Genomic DNA, 15960 nt, shown 5'->3' with positions numbered 1-15960 from the left:
TTCGTGGAGCGAGCCCCATCACACGATGGCTTTCGGTTGTGCGCAAGAGCCCGGATTCCGCTGAGCGCCGAAACGGACCAAACGGACAGGAGTATGGGACGTCGAGGGCGCGGGTAGGCCGTCGACATGCGCGTCGTCATCGCCGGAGGCCACGGGAAGATCGCCCTGCTGCTCGCGGAGCAGCTCGCGGAGCGGGGGGACTCCCCGGTCGCCCTCGTCCGCAACCCGGACCATGCGGACGACGTCCGCGCCGCGGGCGCCGAACCCGTCACGGTCGACCTGGAGACATCGTCCGCCGAGGAGCTCGCGAAGGAGCTCGCGGGCGCCGACGCCGTCGTGTTCGCGGCGGGCGCCGGGCCGAACAGCGGCGCCGAGCGCAAGCGCTCCGTGGACCGGGACGCCGCCCTGCTCCTCGCCGACGCCGCGGCCCGGGCCGGGGTCCGCCGCTACGTCCAGGTGTCCGCGATGGGGGCGGCGAACCCGCCCTCGGAGGCCGACGACGACTCGGTCTGGGGCGTCTACCTGCGCGCGAAGGGCGAGGCCGAGCAGGGCGTCCGGGAGCGGGACGACCTGGACGTCACCATCCTGCGTCCGGGCCGGCTCACCGACGAGCCGGCGACCGGCCGGGTGCACCTCGCCGAGGAGCCCGTGGGGCACGAGGAGGTCACCCGGGCCGACGTCGCCACCACGGTGATCGCCCTGCTCGACGCCCCCGCCACGATCGGCCGCACCCTCGAGCTGGTCAACGGCACCGTGCCGCTGGGCACCGCGGTCGACGAGCTCGGCGGCGCCACCGGCCCGTCCGTCCACGGCGGCTAACCCGCGGCGATCAGTCCCTGCCCGGTCAACCAGCGGCGGGCGACGTCCCGGGGGTCGCGGCCGTCGACCTCGACCTCCCGGACCATCCCGCGCATCGCGGGGCCGTCCAGCCGGCGGGTGATCTCGCCGAGGACGTCGGCCGTGGGTGGGTGCCCGGCGAGGAGCCCGGTGCGCAGGACCGGCGCGTAGCCCCGCGGGCCGGCCGGTCCGCCGTCGAGGGCCCGGCGCACGTCGTCGGCGACCACCAGACCGAGGGCGGGCACCCGTCCCGACGACCCGGGCACCAGCCCGGCGGTGCACCGCCCGGTCGCCACCCCGACCAGCACCGCGTTCACGTCCGGCACGACGACGGGTGGTGCGAGCCCGTAGGCCGCGGTCAGGGCGGCGGAGCCCGGCGCCACCGCACTGCCCGGGACCGCCTCCGGGGCGACGCACAGGTCGGTCCCGGTGACGCCGATCGGACCGGGCGCCCGCGCGACGACGACGTCGGTGTCGCCGAACGCGGTGGGCGGCAGCCACGCGATGCCCCGGGCGGCGTCGGTGGCCCGGATCGCGTCGAGGTCCGGTGGCGGGTCGGCCGGGGCACCGTCGGGGTCGGGGAGGCCCCGGGGCCCGAGCGTGCGCAGCGAGGCCCACCCGGTGTCGACGTCGCTGAGCCCGGTGGGGGCGTGCACGTCCGTCCCGCCGTCCTTGCCGCACTCGTCGGTCGCGGCGCCGGAGGCCGCCTGCACCGCGGCGATCGTGAGCTGGCAGAGCAGCCGCAGCTCAGTGGTCGCCCCGCCGCCGACGACGAGGCTCGCGCCCCGGAGGTCGTACCGGGCCAGCCCCCCGCCGCTCGCGTCGGGCGAGCGCAGCGGCGTGTTGCCGCACCCGGCCGCCAGCACGACGAGGAGCAGCACCGCGCCGAGCGAGCGCACCGACCGGACTGGGGCTCGCACCCGCGCATCATCCCAACCGGGTCGGCGCTCAGCCGATCAGCCCCTGCTCGCGCAGAAAGGTCCGCGCGACGTCGTCGGGCGAACGCCGGCCGACCGAGACGCGCGCGTTGAGCTCCCGCATGACCTGGTCGGTGAGCATCGGGGCGAGCCGGTCGCCGAGCAGGGCGAGCCGGGGGACGCGGGTGAGGACGTCGGTGCGGACGGTCAGCGCGGCGTTATAGGGCAGGAAGTAGCCGAGGTCGTCGGCCAGGGTGTTGATGCGCAGGGCGTTCAGTCGGCCGTCGGTGGCGAACACCTCCCCGAAGACGCACGGGGAGCCCCCGGCGACGGCCGGGTAGATGTCGCCGATCTCGCGGGTGTGCAGCGCGCCGTCGGGGAACTGGAAGCCGTACGTGCGCAGCAGTCCGACCAGGCCGTCCTCGCGGCCGGTGAACTCCTGGTCGATGCAGAGGCTGGCCTCGGGTGAGCCGGACCGCGCGAGCCGCGCGAGGTCGGAGATCGTGCGCACCCCGAGGCGCTGCGCGTTCGGCGTCGTCACCCCGATCGCGTAGGTGTTGTCGAAGGGGGCCATCGCCAGCCAGCTGACGCCGTTCGCGGCGTCGGCGACCTGGACGGCCTCGTAGAGGTCGCGCGGGTCGGACAGCTGCGCCTCCTGGCGCAGGTAGGTCCGCCACGCCGTGCCGGTGTACTCCCAGTACATGTCGATGGCGCCGGTGGTGAGGGCGGAGCGGACGTTCTCCGACCCCTTGGTGTCACAGCGCTCGACGACGTTCGCGCCCGCCGACTGCAGCAGCGCGATCGTCATCCGGCACAGCAGGAGCTGCTCGTCGAACTCCTTGGAGCCCACGACCAGGGTCTGGCCGGTGAGGTCGACGTCGCGGGCGAAGCTGCCCGGCGGGGTGGCCCGGGCGCTCTCGCCCGAACACCCGACGAGGAGCGCGGCGAGGGCCGCCACGACGGCCGTCGCGACGCGGGATCGACGCATCGCCTCGCTCCTGGTGGTTCGGTGGGGGTACCGACGACGGCGGGGAGGCCCGGTGTCCGGACCTCCCCGCCGCGCTTTCGACCGGTCCTACTGGCCGATCAGGCCCTGCTGCTGGAGCCAGGTGCGGGCCACCTGCGCCGGGTCCTGACCCTGCGAGGAGATCTGGCCGTTCAGGCTCAGCATCGTGTTGTAGTCGAGCCGCTTCGCGATCTCGTTCGACACGTCGACGACCTGCGGCGCCCGCGCCACCACGTCACCGCGGATGGAGTTGGAGGCGTTGTAGATCGGGAAGAAGTTCTTGTCGTCGGGCAGCGCGACCAGGTTCAGACCCGGGATGCGGCCGTCGGTGGTGAACACCTCGCCGAACTTGCAGGGGTTGCCGTTCGAGGTCGCCTGGTAGACGACACCGGTGTCGAGCGTGGTGACGGCCGGCGGCGCGTTGTACGGGCGGGTGACGCCGTACGTGCGCAGCAGGTTGGGCAGGCCGTCGTCACGGCCGGCGAACTCGGGCTCCACGCAGAGCGTGGCGTTCGGGTTGCCGGAGTTGATGAAGTTGGCCCAGTCCGTCGTCGTGCGGATGTTGTTCTGGTCCGCGAACGCCTTCGTGGTGGCGATGGCGTACGTGTTGTTGAACGGGGTCGGCTCGGTCCAGACGATGTTGTTCTGCTGCTTGTCCAGGTTCGCCGTGGCCTCGTACTGCTGACGCGAGTCCTTGATGACCTGCGACTGCTTGAGGTCGGTGATCCAGCCGGTACCGGTGTAGGACCAGTACATGTCGACCTGGCCGCTGGTCAGGGCGGCACGCGCGGCGGCGGAGCCCTGGATGCCGCAGCGGTCGTTGACGGTGGCCCCGACCGACTGCAGGGCCTGGACCTGGGCCTTGCACAGGAACAGCTGCTCGTCGAAGTCCTTGCCGCCGACCGTGAAGGTCTGGCCCTGCAGGTTGATACCGCCGGCGGAGAGGCTGCCGCCGGTGGCGGCCGGCTGGCCGCTGCCGGAGAGACCGCCACATCCGGCCGCGAGCAGGGCGGTCGCGGCCAGCACGACCGCGCCTCCCCGCCAGCCGCCCAGGCGGCCGCGGCCGCCGCTGATCTTCCACATAAGGGTCGTGTCTCCTTCACTTCGGGGGAATCGTGGTGCGAGGGGCCGTTCTCGAGGAGGCCCCTCAGCCGGACCGCGCGACGATGGCCCGCTCGGCGACACCGGCGAGCCAGTCGACGAGGAGGGCGACGGCCGCGATGATCGCGCCGCTGACGAACAGCAGGTTGATGCGGTTGAGCCGCAGCGCCTGCTGGACGAGCTCGCCCAGGCCGCCGGCACCGATGTAGGTGGCCAGGGTGGCCGTGCCGACGTTGAGGACGAGCGCCACGCGCAGACCGGCCACGATGACCGGGACCGCGAGCGGGATCTCGACGCTGAACAGGGTCTGGCGCGCGGACATGCCCATGCCGCGCGCGGCCTCGATCAGCGACTGGTCGACCTGCTGGAGGCCGACCACGGTGTTGCGCAGGACGGGGAGCAGCGCGGCCAGCGTCAGGCCGATGACGGCGCTGCGGACCCCGAACTCCCAGAAGCCGAGCAGGAGCAGCACGCCGAACGGCGGGAGCGCCTGGGCGAAGCCGCCCAGGGCGAGCACGCCGCCCTGGATCCTCCGGGCGCCCGGCCGGCTGAGGACGATGCCGAGCGGCACCGCGATGATCAGCACGAGCACGGTGGAGTACGCCGTCAGCAGCAGGTGCTGGCCGAGCTGGCCGAACACGTTCGCGGGCTCGAGGGCCCGCTCCTCGATGGTGTCGAGGGTCTGGCTGCCGACGTAGGCGACCATGACGATCAGGCCGACGACCACGATGGCCGGTGCGACCAGCAGGTCGTAGTTCGCCCGGATCACGCCGAGGAAGCCCCCGCCGCTCTCCTTGCGCTCCTCGGAGGGAGTCGGGACGCCCGGCTGGAGGTCGACCGCGGTCACGCGCCACGCTCCCGCGTCTTGAGACCCGCGACGAGGTCGTTCCAGTGCAGGACGCCCTGGGGCAGGCCCTCGTCGTCGACGACCGCGACCAGGGAGGCGGAGCCGTCGAGCATGACGTCGACCGCGTCGTAGACCGTGCCGGACAGCGGCACCGTGACGAGCGTGGTCGTGGCGGCGTCCCGGTCGGGCAGGTGGCGCCAGGAGACCGGGCGCCCGGAGCCGTCGACCTCGGCGACCGGGGTGCCGTTGCGGTTGCCCACCGCGGCGGCGTCGGTCTCGATCGGGTGCAGCTCGAGACGGGACAGCTCGAGCAGGGACAGCCGCCGGACGGCCGCGCCGCCGCCGACGAAGTCGGACACGAAGTCGTCGGCCGGGTGGGTGAGCACGGTGTCCGGGTCGTCGTACTGCGCGAGCCGGCCGCCGGTGCCGAAGACCGCGATCCGGTCGCCGAGCTTCACGGCCTCCTGCAGGTCGTGCGTGACGAAGCAGATCGTCTTGCCGACCGTGCGCTGGATCTCGAGGAACTCGTCCTGCAGACGGTCACGGGTGATCGGGTCGATGGCGCCGAAGGGCTCGTCCATCAGCATCACGGGCGGGTCGGCCGCGAGCGCGCGGGCGACGCCGACACGCTGCTGCTGGCCACCGGAGAGCTGCCGCGGGTAACGGTCGCGGTAGGTGGAGGGCTCGAGACCGACCAGGTGGAGCAGCTCGTCGGCGCGCTCCTTGATGCGGTTCTTGTCCCAGCCCAGCATCTTCGGGACGACGCCGATGTTGTCGGCGATCGAGTAGTGCGGGAAGAGCCCGCCCTGCTGGATGACGTAGCCGATCTTGCGTCGCAGCTGGTCGCCGTTGACGTCGGTGACGTCGTCGCCGTCCAGGATGATCCGACCACCGGTCGGCTCGATCAGCCGGTTCATCATCTTCAGGGTCGTCGTCTTGCCACAGCCCGAGGGGCCGATGAGCATGACGATCTCGCCGCGGGGGATGGCCATGTCGAGCCGCTCCACGGCCGGGGACGTCGAGCCCGGGTACACCTTCTCGACGGCTTCCAGGACGATCATGTTCTCGGTCTCAGACACGGATCCCCCTCGGGATGGTCAGGCGCTGCACGATGGCGAAGAAGATCTCGAAGACGGCGGCCACCACCAGGCACATGAACGTGCCGATGAGGACCTGGGGGAAGGCGTTCGCCGCGCCGATGCGGGTGATGCCGGTGAGCAGGAGCTGACCGAGGCCCGGCCCCTGGACGATGGAGCCGACCACGGCGATCGAGATCGAGATCAGCGTGGTCACGCGGATGCCGTTGAGGATGACCGGCCAGGCCAGCGGGAGCTGGATCGTCAGGAGCCGGCGGATGCGGCCGTAGCCCAGCCCGCGCGCGGACTCGAGGACCGCCCGGTCGACCGACCGGAGGCCGGCGACCGTGTTCCGCAGCACGGTGTAGAGCGAGTACACCGTGAGCACGATGATCGCGGTGGTCACACCCAGCCCGGTGATGGGCAGGAACAGCACGAAGAGCGCCAGTGAGGGGACCGTCAGGACGGCCGCCGTGATGAGCAGCGAGCCCTCGCGGACCCCGGTGGCCCACCAGTCGAAGCTGAACCGGTTCGGGTTCGGCTCGCCGGTGGAGACGATCAGGCCGAGCACGATGCTGATGGCGGACCCGATGCCCACGCAGATGAGCACGTAGAGGAAATGGGCCTGCGTCAGGAACAGGATCTGCTGGCTGTTCGCGGAGAAGTACTGGAAGACGTTCACGACACTCCTTCCCTTCTGGTCGGAGGAACGGGACTGGTGGTCGGGGGGCGGCGCTGCCGTGGTGGTCGGGGCGGTCCGGTGGCAGGTGGGGAGACGGTGCCGCCGAGCGCGGCCGTGAGGTCGGCGGCGACGCGCAGGACCCCGGCGCTGACCTCGGGCAGCACCGGGTCGATGCGTGAGTCCGGGCCGGCGGTGCCGACCGCCGCGACGACCCCGCCGGCGGCGTCGCGCACCGGGGCGCCGACGGCGAGCAGCCCGCGGTCCATCTCGTGGCGGGCGAGGGAGAAGCCGCGCTCCCGGTCCTCGGCGATCCGTGCGACCAGCTCGTCGAGCGAGCGCGGGGCTCCGGGGCCCGCCTGCGCGAGGCCCTCGGGGACGATCAGGCGCGCGACGGCGGCGGTGTCGAGGTCGAACAGCAGCGCGCGGCCGGTGGCGGTGCAGGAGAGCGGCACGATGCGGCCGACCCAGCCGATGGCGCGCAGCTCGCTGTCCGGGGCGGCCGTGGCGACGGTCATCGACGAGCCGCCGCTGCGCACGCAGACCTCGACGCGCTCGCCGAGCAGGGCCGCCTCGCGCTCGACGAGGGCGTCCGCCTCGTCGCGCAGCCGACGGCTGACCGCGCGCACGCCGAGGGAGAACAGGCGGGTGCCGATCCGGTAGCGCAGCGTCCCGGCCTCGCGCTCCACGAACCCGGCGTCGGCGAGCAGACGCAGCAGGCGGGACACCTGCGACTTGTCGCGGCCCAGGGTGCGGGCGATCTCGACGACGCCGAACGACGTCGGGACGTCGGCGGCACCGACGGGGCCGGCCAGGCCGCGCGACTCCGGGTCGCCGAGCAGCTCCAGGATCGCGAGCGCGCGGTGCACCTGGCCGCCTCCGGACTCGAGACCGCGCGCGGGGCGCTCGTCGTCCCCGGCGGGGTCGGTGTGGTCGGGGAGGGAGGGGTCGGACGTCGGGCGCGGCTCCGGGGAGCGTCGTGGTGCCCGTGGACTCATCCCCGCTCCCCTCTCGGCTCCCCTGACGCGGGAGCGTGAGGGACAACGGTCGTTGCCCGACGGGCAACGGCCTGCGAGACATTAAGGGGCGAGCCACCGGGTTGTCACCCGGAAGTTGGTTTCCGCTCGTCGGTTCGTGACCGGCGGAGGGGGCCGAATGTGGTCACCGAGCGTCGAACCGGGAGGTGCGGTGTCCGCGTCCACGCAGGTCAGGCGCTCGGCCACCCGAGCGGGTGAACGTACGGACAGCGATCAGTGACTCATCGTGAATTTTCGAGATCCACCCGCCCGGGCGCCTGCCGTCCCCGGGGGGTTGCAGATTTCGCGACGATCGCGGTGCGCCCTCAGTGCTCCGCGGGGGGCAGCGAGCCGGGCCGGTCGAGACCCCAGAGCTCGAGCAGTCGGGACTCCAGACGGTCCAGCTCGCCCGCGACCGCGAGGTGCGCCCGACGCCGGCGGGCGGTCGGCATCTGCTCCGCCGAGCGGACGGCGGCCTCGAGGTCGGAGAGACGATCGCGCGCGTCGCGTGCGAACGCGCGCACGTCCGTGTCCTCCTCGCGACGGCGCTCCAGCTCGCGCACCGAGGCGGCGAGGTTGTGCGCGCGGGCGTAGAGCGCGGTCCCGCGCCCGGAGAACGAGGACAGCTCGTCGGGGGCGACCCCCAGCCGGCGCGCCCGGACCTCGTCCAACCGGGACCGGGTGGCCCCGACCGCCTGGTAGACCAGCGGAGCCGCGATCGGCACGACGATGCGGGCGATGCCGATCCAGCGCTTCACGGTGGCGCCGGTGAGGTGGGTGTCCTCCTGCGCGGCGGCCTTCTCGGCCTCGGCGACCTCCGCCGCCTTCTCGGCGGCCTTCCGGTCGGCCTTCGCCGCCTTCCCGGCCTGCTTCTCCGCCTTCGCCGCGTGCTTGGCGGCCCGGCGCGACCAGACCACGAGGCCGTCGGAGTCGTCGATCTCGACCGTGTGGCTGGTTCGCCGTGCCATGTGGGGTTCCTCCGGTGGTGCTCCCGGTCGCCCCGGGAGGAGATCGCGTCGTGGGGGACGGTTCCCCACGGAGGCCGGACCCTAACGGCGGGACCTCCTCCGTGGGCGGTGACACGGAGACCGTCGGGGGTCCGTGGCACTCTCTCGGTCATGGAGAGCACCGGTCCGCGGGACGGTGCCGGTCCGGCCGCCGGCGAGCGGAACGGGGCCGGCGCCGCACGGGGTGCCGTCCTGCTCGACGCCGCGGTCACCACGCGCTGCCGTCGCCGGGTGCACCTGGAGCACGACCCGGACGCCGGGCGTGCGGCCGGGGCCACCGGGATCGAGGGGGCCGACCAGGTCGTCCTCCCGGAGCCCGATCCGGGCGTCGAGATGCGCGTGGCCGACGCCGCCGAGCACCGGGCCCAGCTCGCCGCCCGCTTCGCCGCCGGCCTGGGCGCCGCCTACCGCCCGGTGCCCGACGGGAGGCGGGGCGAGCGCGTCGAGGCGACGCTGGCCGTCGCGGCCGATCCCGAGGTGTGGGCGATCGGGGCGGCCGAGCTCCCGCCCGGCGACGGTCGGCGTGGCCACGCGGAACTGCTCGTGCGGGCCGGTGACGACGGGGGCTGGTACCCCGTGATCGTCGTCCGGCACCGGGTCACCGATCCGGGGACCGGGGCGCTGACCTCGCCGCTGGGCCGCCCGCACCCGTCGTCGGCGTCGCCGGACCCGCAGCGCAAGGTCCGGGCGGTCGCGCGGGACCTGCTGCGGCTGGCCCACCTGCACCGCATGCTCGCGGCGGCCGGGCTGGGCGCCCGTGCCGCCTGGGGCGGGGTCGTGGGCCTCGACGCGGACTGCGTGGTGTGGACCGACCTGGCCGTGGCCCCGGGCAACGAGGCCGGGCGCAGCCCGCTGGACACCTACGACCGGCGGTTCGCCGACCGGCTCGCGGTCGCCCGCGCCGCGCGCGACGGCGGGCCGGCCCTCGCGCAGCCGTCCCGGATCACCGAGTGCCGTCGCTGCCCCTGGTGGCCGGTGTGCGAGGCGGAGCTGCGCCGGGTGGACGACGTCAGCCTCGTCGTGCGCGGGGAGGACGCCCTGCGCCTGCGCGGGCGGGGGATCACCACGGTGCGCACGCTGGCCGCGCTGGACCCGCGGCAGGGGCTGCCGGAGCCCGCGGGGGCCGCGGCGGCGGACCCGGCGGCCGGTGAGCTCGGCGCCGACCTGCGCGAGGCGGTCGCCCTGGCCCGGGCGTGGCGGGCGGACGTGCCGCTGGTGCGCCGCGTGCGTCGGCCGGAGGTGCCCCGCGGCGCGGTCGAGGTCGACGTCGACATGGAGAGCCTCGGCGAGGACGGCGCGTACCTGTGGGGCGTCCTGCTCAGCGGGGCCGACGTCGGTCTCGAGCACGGCTACCGCGGCTTCGCGACGTGGGACCCGGTGCCGACCCGGGACGAGGCGCGGTCGTTCGCGGCGTTCTGGGCCTGGCTGACCGACGTGCGCCGGCGGGCGGAGGACCGCGGGCTGTCGTTCCGCTCCTACTGCTACAACGAGCAGGCGGAGAACCGGTGGCTGCGGGGCTCGGTCGAGCGGTTCGCGGGCGAGCCGGGCATGCCCGCCGCCGAGGACGTCGAGCGCTTCATCGCCTCGGACGAGTGGATCGACCTCTTCCCGGCGGTCAGTACGTCGTTCCTCTGCCCGCACGGCAAGGGCCTCAAGCGGGTCGCCCCGTCGGCCGGTTTCGCGTGGCGCGACCCGGAGGCCGGCGGCGAGAACTCGATGCGGTGGTACCGCCGGGCGGTGGGCCTCGACGGCGAGGAGCCCGAGCCCGCGATGCGCGACCGGCTGCTGGTCTACAACGAGGACGACGTCCGGGCGACCCACGCCCTGCGGACGTGGATGACCTCGGACGCCGTCCTGGCCGTGCCGCACCTCGACGACCTGCGCCCCGACCCCGAGGAGCCGGGGAGCGAGCTCAGCGGGGCTGCATGCGCAGGGAACCGTCGAACCGGATGACCTCGCCGTTGAGATAGTCGTGCTCGACGATCATGCCCACGAGCTGGGCGTACTCGTCGGGGCGCCCGAGCCGCTGCGGGAACGGGATCCCCTTCGCGAGCTCGTTGCGGAACGACTCCTCGACGCCCGCGAGCATCGGGGTGTCGATGATGCCGGGGGCGATGGTCATGACGCGGATGCCGAACTGCGCGAGGTCGCGCGCCGCCGGCACCGTCATGCCGACCACACCGCCCTTGGAGGCGGCGTAGGCGATCTGGCCGATCTGCCCCTCGAAGGCCGCGATGGACGCGGTGTTGACGACCACGCCGCGGGCGCCGTCGGTCAGCGGCTCGGTCTGCGCGATCGCGGCGGAGGCCAGCCGCATGACGTTGAACGTGCCGATCAGGTTCACCCCGACCACCGACGAGAACACGCCGAGGTCGTGCGGGCCCTTCTTCGACAGCACCCGGCCGGCCGTGCCGATCCCGGCGCAGTTGACCACGACGCGCAGCGGCAGACCCGTGCCGACGGCGGCGTCGACCGCGGCCTGGACCTGGTCGCCGTCGGTGACGTCAGCCGGCACGTAGTCGACCCGCTCGAGCTTCTCGGCGCCGTCGATCGCCTTCGGCAGGTCGATCGCGATGACGTGGGCCCCGCCGTCGGCGAGCCGCCGGACGGTGGCGCCGCCGAGACCGGACGCCCCTCCGGTGACGATGGCGGCGACGTCGGTGGTGTCCATGATCGGTGCTCCTCAGGCAGGCAGGCAGTCGGACGGGCGGCTCGGGTCACCCCGCTCGGCCGGAGGTTATCGGCCACGGTCAGTTCTGACCGTTACGGGTGGGAGAGCCCACCCGACCGGAACGCACCCGGCCCGCCGCACCCGCCGTCAGGAACGGGCGATGCCGAACTGCCAGTCGTCGAGGTACCGCGACGCGAACCCGGCCTCGCAGTAGGCGAGGTAGAAGTCCCACATGCGGACGAAGGTCTCGTCGAACCCGAGGGCCCGGACCTGCCGCGAGCGCGCGAGGAAGGTGTCGCGCCAGCGGTGGAGGGTCTCGGCGTAGTCGGGTCCGATCGAGCGCCGGTCATCGATGCGCAGCGTCGTGTGGCGGGCGAGCGTCTGCTCGATCGCCTCGACACTCGGGATGATCCCGCCCGGGAAGATGTACTTGTGGATCCAGGTGTACGACGCCTTCGTCGCCTGGAGCCGGTGGTGCGGCATCGTGATGGCCTGCAGGCCGAAGCGCCCGCCGGGGGCGAGCAGCCGGTCGACCGTGCGGAAGTACTCCGGCCAGTAGCGCTCGCCGACCGCCTCGATCATCTCGATGGAGATCGCCGCGTCGTACTCGCCCCGGGCGTCGCGGTAGTCGCGGACGTCGATCGTGATCCGGTCCGACACGCCCGCCGCCTCGGCGCGGGCGCGGGCGAGCTCGGCCTGCTCCACCGAGAGGGTGAGCGTCGTGACGCGGGCCCCGCGCCGCGCGGCCCGGATCGCGGCCTCGCCCCAGCCGGTGCCGATCTCGATGACCCGTGACCCGTCGCGGACCCCGGCGAGGTCGAGGACGCCGTCGACCTTGCGGTGCTGGGCGGTGGTGAGCGACTCGAGGTGCGCTCCGTCGGGGCCGACCGGCCCGTCGAACCAGGCCGCCGAGTACATCATCGACTCGTCCAGGAAGAGCTGGAACAGGTCGTTCGACAGGTCGTAGTGCCGGTGGACGTTCTCCTGCGAGACCGCGGCGTCGGCGGCGCGCTCCTCCCGGGGCTGCCCGCGGTCGTAGAGGCGGCGCAGCTTGCGGACCGGCCGCGGGACCAGCGACTCGATGTGGTCGGTGAAGCACCGCATGACGCCGACGAGGTCGTCGGAGTCCCAGTCGCCGACCATCCAGCCCTCGCCGAGCCCGATCAGGCCGGCGGTCCCGAGGCGGGTGAAGCACGCCTCCGGCCGGATGAGCCGCATGGCCGGACCCCCCGCGTCGCCCGCGCCCTCGCTCGACCCGTCCGGCCAGACGAGCCGCATCGGCATGCGCCGCACGGCCGCGCGGAGCAGGGAGCGCGCGACGACCATCCGGATCCGGTTCTCGCCCGGGTCCTGCAGGCCGGGCCACACCCCCTCGGCGGGACGGGGCACGACGCGCGTGCCGCTCACCGGTGTCTGCTCGGGCAGGGGCATCGTCGACGACACGGGGTGGGGTCCTCTCGCGCTGTGGTCTCAGGCGGGTGACGGGGTGGCCCGTCGGCAGCACGTTCGCGGCCGACGTCGTGATCGTTCGAACGATCTCGCACCACCGGCCACGCGAGGCCGACGAGTGTGACGTCGTCGATCGACACGCGGCCCGCGGCCGCCCGGGTCGGTTACCGTGCCCGCGACGGCGGGTGTGGAGGGGTGGACGACGCAGGTGGACGCCAGCGAGGAGCTGCAGCGGCTCGACGCCGACCTCGCCGAGGGCCGGGTCGACGCGACGGCCTATCGCCGGCGCCGCGACGTGCTGATCGCCCGGCGCCGCGAGGAGCAGGCCGCCGCCCGGGCGTCCTCGGCGACGGTGGCGGAGAGCACGTCCGAGCCGCCCGCGCCGGTCCCGCCCGTCGAGCCGCCCGTCGAGCCGCGCGCCGTGGTGCCGCCGGCGTCGGAGCCGCCTGCGGCCACGGTCGACCCGATCCCGCCCGCGGCCACGGAGCCGCCGCCGGTGGAGCCGCCGGAGCCGCCGGCGACCGGGTCGGCGATGGGCGAGGGGCGCCCACGGCCCGTCTATTCGAGCGAGGGGGCCCTTCGGTCAACGGGGGAGTCGGCGCCGGCCGGGTCGGCAATGGGCGAGGGGCGCCCACGGCCCGCCTATTCGACTGAAGGTGCCCTTCGGTCGACGGGGGAGTCGGCGCCCGACACCGACGCGTTCCCCGCGCAGCGCCCGATCCCGGCGCCGCCCCCACTCCCGTCGTCCGACCCGTTCCCGCCGCCGTTCCGCTGGGGTCCCCCGACGACCGGGTCGGAGGCGGAGGTCACCCAGGTCGTGCCCGGGGAGGACGCGGACAGCACGCAGGTCGTGCCGCCGTCGACATTCCGGCCGCCGTCGTTCGTCCCGCCGGAGCGCACGCAGGTCGTCCCCGGGGTGCAGGCGGGACGGCGACCGTCGCCGCCGGTGCCGGCGTCCCGCACCACCCCGCCGTGGGCCGGGCGGACCCCCGAGCGCCGCGACCCGTCGTCGGACATCGCGGGTTCGGACGTCTTCTACGGCGGGCGCCGTGACCTCGCGTCGACGATCGGGACCGCGGCGGTGGTGGTCGCGGTGATCCTGATCCTGGTGCTGTCGTTCACCCTGGGCTGACCTACGCTCCCGGCTCGTGGCCACCCTGGTGACGTTCCACGCCCACCCCGACGACGAGTGCATCGCCTGCGGCGGTGTCATGCGGTCGGCCGCCGACGCGGGCCACCGGGTCGTGCTCGTCGTCGCGACCGGCGGCGAGCACGGCGAGATCGTCCCCGGCGTCCTCGACCCCGACGAGACCCTCGGCCACCGCCGCCACGCCGAGACCCTGGAGTCCGCCCGCATCCTCGGCGTCGCACGGACCGAGTTCCTCGGCTACGTCGACTCGGGGATGGTCGGGACCGAGACCAACACCGGCGACGGCGCGTTCGCCGCCGCGGACGTGGAGGAGGCGGCGGAGAAGCTCGCCGCGATCCTGCGCGAGGAGGACGCCGACGTCCTCACGATCTACGACGACCACGGCGGCTACGGCCACCCCGACCACGTGCAGGTCCACCACGTCGGCGCCCGCGCCGGGGCGCTCGCCGGGACGCCCCGCGTCTACGAGGCCACGACCAACCGCGACGAGATGCGCCGGCTGATGGCGATGGCCCGCGAGATGGGGATGGGCGACGGCGAGGGACCCGACGAGCGGCAGCTCGAGGAGATGGGCACCCCGGAGTCCGAGCTGACCACGCGCGTGGACGTCACGGCCTTCCTCGAGGCCAAGCGGGCGGCGATGCGCGCGCACGCGAGCCAGATCGCGCCGGACTCGTTCTTCCTCGCCCTGCCCGACGCGGCGTTCGCGGCCGCCTTCGGCACGGAGTGGTTCCGGCGGGCCGGAGAGCCGGCCGGTGGGCCCTTCGAGTCGGGGCTGTTCGGGGACTGACGGCCGGACGGGGCTGGGCGTGACCGCCGAGCGCCCCTAGTCTCCACGACCGTGGAGATCGAGATCACGGTCGAGTCCGACGGGCAGCGTCTCGGGACGACGTACCTCCGCGCGCAGGACGAGTCACTGGCCGGTCCGGGTGGCCGGCCCTGCGTCGTCATGGCCCACGGGTTCGGGGCCACCCGCGACTCCGGTCTCCTGCCGTTCGCCGAGGCGTTCGTGACAGCGGGAGCGGACGTCCTGCTGGTCGACTACCGCGGCTTCGGGGACTCCGAGGGCGAGCCCCGCGGGCACGTCGACCACCGGGCGCACCGGCGCGACTACCACGCGGCGGTCGCGCGGGCCCGGCTGATCGACGGGGTGGACCCGGAACGGATCGTGCTGTGGGGCTCGTCGTACTCCGGCGGGCACGTCGTCGCCGTCGCCGCCGCGGACCGCCGCATCGCCGGGGTGATCTCGCAGGGCGCCGCGATGGACGGCCTGGGCGCGCTCGTGGAGATCCTCCGCTCCGCCGGGCCGCGGCAGCTGCTGAAGGTCTCCGCCCACGCGGTCGCGGACGCCTTCGGGCACGCCCTCGGCCGTCCGGACCACCGCGTGGCGGTCTACGGGCCGCCCGGCACGGTCGCCGCGATCACCGCGCCGGACGCGGAGGCCGGCTACGGCGCGATCATCGGCCCGACGTTCGTCAACGAGATGCCCGCCCGGGACATCCTCACGATTCCGCTCAACCGCCCGGTCACCGCGGCGCCCCGGGTCCACTGCCCGATGCTGCTGGTCGTCGCCGCCTCGGACTCGATCGCCCCGCCGGCCGCCGTCCGGAAGGTCGCCGTCACCGCGGGCGGCCCGGTCGAGACCCTGGAGATCGACTGCGGGCACTTCGACATCTACCTCGGCGAGCCGTTTGCGACGTCGATCGAGCGGCAGATCGCGTTCGTCCGCTCGGTGTAGCAGCCACCCGTCCGAGTGGTGTGTCGCAGGAGTCGAAACACTCCCGCGACCGCGGCGATATCCCGGGTGTCAGCGGGCGATCACCGAGTCCGCTCATCTCGGGGGAGAGAACATCATGGGCCGTCACCACGCCGCCGACCAGCTCGTCGACCTCGCCGCCGTCATCCCGACGCCGCGGGTGTCGCCGGAGTTCCCGGAGGCGCCGGCCCTGCGCTCGACCCCGTTCCCGGCCGTTCCCGCCCCGCGGCGCGCGCCCGAGGCCACCCCGGCTCCGGTGGCCGTCCCGCAGCCGCGCGGGTGGCGCGCCCGCCGTGCCGCGAAGGCGGACGCCGCGACGGCCCGCGCCCAGGCCGTCGCGCTCGCCCACGCCGAGCGCCGTGCCCGTCAGGTCGCGCTGGCCTCGCTCGCCGGCTGAGGCACCACCCACCACGAACGAACGGCACTCTCGCGCACATAGAGGCAGCGA

The 15960-nt window shown here is 74.1% G+C and carries 16 protein-coding genes; 6 read left to right on the top strand and 10 right to left on the bottom strand.

Features of this window, described 5'->3' with window-relative positions; all coding sequences use genetic code 11:
• Positions 1-126: 126 nt before the first annotated feature.
• A complete protein-coding gene (locus QRT03_RS02255) occupies positions 127-819 on the top strand; it encodes an SDR family oxidoreductase (protein ID WP_286050810.1) in 693 nt (230 codons plus the stop codon).
• Here the strand turns inward: QRT03_RS02255 and QRT03_RS02250 are convergent.
• The 8 genes from QRT03_RS02250 to QRT03_RS02215 form a co-directional block, all read right to left on the bottom strand.
• Positions 816-1757: a glycine betaine ABC transporter substrate-binding protein gene (locus tag QRT03_RS02250; RefSeq protein ID WP_286050808.1), complete on the bottom strand. Its 942-nt coding sequence runs from the start codon at positions 1755-1757 to the stop codon at positions 816-818. The two genes, QRT03_RS02255 and QRT03_RS02250, sit on opposite strands and share 4 nt — an antisense overlap.
• 28 nt (positions 1758-1785) lie before the next feature.
• Positions 1786-2742: a glycine betaine ABC transporter substrate-binding protein gene (locus QRT03_RS02245; protein ID WP_286050806.1), complete on the bottom strand. Its 957-nt coding sequence runs from the start codon at positions 2740-2742 to the stop codon at positions 1786-1788.
• 87 nt (positions 2743-2829) lie between these two features.
• On the bottom strand, positions 2830-3843 hold the full coding sequence (locus QRT03_RS02240; protein ID WP_286050805.1) for a glycine betaine ABC transporter substrate-binding protein: 1014 nt from the start codon (positions 3841-3843) through the stop codon (positions 2830-2832).
• Between the two features lie 64 nt (positions 3844-3907).
• On the bottom strand, positions 3908-4708 hold the full coding sequence (locus QRT03_RS02235; RefSeq protein ID WP_286050804.1) for an ABC transporter permease: 801 nt from the start codon (positions 4706-4708) through the stop codon (positions 3908-3910).
• A complete protein-coding gene (locus tag QRT03_RS02230; RefSeq protein ID WP_425604795.1) occupies positions 4705-5769 on the bottom strand; it encodes an ABC transporter ATP-binding protein in 1065 nt (354 codons plus the stop codon). The genes QRT03_RS02235 and QRT03_RS02230 overlap by 4 nt, the downstream gene beginning before the upstream one ends.
• Positions 5770-5779: 10 nt before the next feature.
• Complete coding sequence (locus QRT03_RS02225; protein ID WP_286050801.1) at positions 5780-6466, bottom strand: ABC transporter permease; 687 nt, start codon at positions 6464-6466, stop codon at positions 5780-5782.
• Entirely contained in the window at positions 6463-7461 is a 999-nt protein-coding gene (locus tag QRT03_RS02220; RefSeq protein ID WP_286050800.1) for an IclR family transcriptional regulator, read from the bottom strand. The genes QRT03_RS02225 and QRT03_RS02220 overlap by 4 nt, the downstream gene beginning before the upstream one ends.
• Before the next feature lie 344 nt (positions 7462-7805).
• Positions 7806-8447, bottom strand: coding sequence for a DUF6474 family protein (locus tag QRT03_RS02215; RefSeq protein ID WP_286050799.1), 642 nt, complete (start codon positions 8445-8447; stop codon positions 7806-7808).
• Between the two features lie 150 nt (positions 8448-8597).
• On the opposite strand from QRT03_RS02215, the gene QRT03_RS02210 reads away from it, so the two are divergent.
• On the top strand, positions 8598-10439 hold the full coding sequence (locus QRT03_RS02210) for a TM0106 family RecB-like putative nuclease (protein ID WP_286050798.1): 1842 nt from the start codon (positions 8598-8600) through the stop codon (positions 10437-10439).
• Here QRT03_RS02210 and QRT03_RS02205 read toward each other — a convergent pair.
• Positions 10399-11157, bottom strand: coding sequence for an SDR family NAD(P)-dependent oxidoreductase (locus tag QRT03_RS02205; RefSeq protein ID WP_286050797.1), 759 nt, complete (start codon positions 11155-11157; stop codon positions 10399-10401). The two genes, QRT03_RS02210 and QRT03_RS02205, sit on opposite strands and share 41 nt — an antisense overlap.
• Before the next feature lie 147 nt (positions 11158-11304).
• Positions 11305-12588 carry a class I SAM-dependent methyltransferase gene (locus QRT03_RS02200; RefSeq protein WP_425604794.1) on the bottom strand — a complete coding sequence of 428 codons (1284 nt, stop codon included), beginning with the start codon at positions 12586-12588 and terminating at the stop codon, positions 11305-11307.
• A 226-nt stretch (positions 12589-12814) separates the two neighbouring features.
• Here QRT03_RS02200 and QRT03_RS02195 point away from each other — a divergent pair, with 226 nt between their 5' ends.
• The 4 genes from QRT03_RS02195 (at position 12815) to QRT03_RS02180 (ending at position 15909) form a co-directional block, all read left to right on the top strand.
• A complete protein-coding gene (locus QRT03_RS02195) occupies positions 12815-13738 on the top strand; it encodes a hypothetical protein (RefSeq protein WP_286050795.1) in 924 nt (307 codons plus the stop codon).
• A 16-nt stretch (positions 13739-13754) separates the two neighbouring features.
• Entirely contained in the window at positions 13755-14546 is a 792-nt protein-coding gene (locus QRT03_RS02190; RefSeq protein WP_286050794.1) for a PIG-L family deacetylase, read from the top strand.
• A gap of 51 nt (positions 14547-14597) precedes the next feature.
• Positions 14598-15494 (top strand): alpha/beta hydrolase, encoded by an 897-nt coding sequence (locus tag QRT03_RS02185; RefSeq protein WP_286050793.1) that lies wholly within the window; start codon positions 14598-14600, stop codon positions 15492-15494.
• A gap of 115 nt (positions 15495-15609) precedes the next feature.
• Positions 15610-15909 (top strand): hypothetical protein, encoded by a 300-nt coding sequence (locus QRT03_RS02180; protein WP_286050792.1) that lies wholly within the window; start codon positions 15610-15612, stop codon positions 15907-15909.
• Positions 15910-15960 lie beyond the last annotated feature (51 nt).

Source organism: Actinomycetospora termitidis (assembly GCF_030286555.1).
GTDB lineage: Bacteria > Actinomycetota > Actinomycetes > Mycobacteriales > Pseudonocardiaceae > Actinomycetospora > Actinomycetospora termitidis.
This window is presented reverse-complemented; position numbering and strand designations above follow the sequence as displayed.

Coding starts and splice junctions, on each gene's coding strand:
- QRT03_RS02255 (WP_286050810.1), top strand. CDS start 127: ATGCGCGTCGTCATCGCCGGAGGCCACGGGAAGATCGCCCTGCTGCTC.
- QRT03_RS02245 (WP_286050806.1), bottom strand. CDS start 2,742: ATGCGTCGATCCCGCGTCGCGACGGCCGTCGTGGCGGCCCTCGCCGCG.
- QRT03_RS02240 (WP_286050805.1), bottom strand. CDS start 3,843: ATGTGGAAGATCAGCGGCGGCCGCGGCCGCCTGGGCGGCTGGCGGGGA.
- QRT03_RS02230 (WP_425604795.1), bottom strand. CDS start 5,769: ATGATCGTCCTGGAAGCCGTCGAGAAGGTGTACCCGGGCTCGACGTCC.
- QRT03_RS02220 (WP_286050800.1), bottom strand. CDS start 7,461: ATGAGTCCACGGGCACCACGACGCTCCCCGGAGCCGCGCCCGACGTCC.
- QRT03_RS02215 (WP_286050799.1), bottom strand. CDS start 8,447: ATGGCACGGCGAACCAGCCACACGGTCGAGATCGACGACTCCGACGGC.
- QRT03_RS02210 (WP_286050798.1), top strand. CDS start 8,598: ATGGAGAGCACCGGTCCGCGGGACGGTGCCGGTCCGGCCGCCGGCGAG.
- QRT03_RS02205 (WP_286050797.1), bottom strand. CDS start 11,157: ATGGACACCACCGACGTCGCCGCCATCGTCACCGGAGGGGCGTCCGGT.
- QRT03_RS02200 (WP_425604794.1), bottom strand. CDS start 12,588: ATGCCCCTGCCCGAGCAGACACCGGTGAGCGGCACGCGCGTCGTGCCC.
- QRT03_RS02180 (WP_286050792.1), top strand. CDS start 15,610: ATGGGCCGTCACCACGCCGCCGACCAGCTCGTCGACCTCGCCGCCGTC.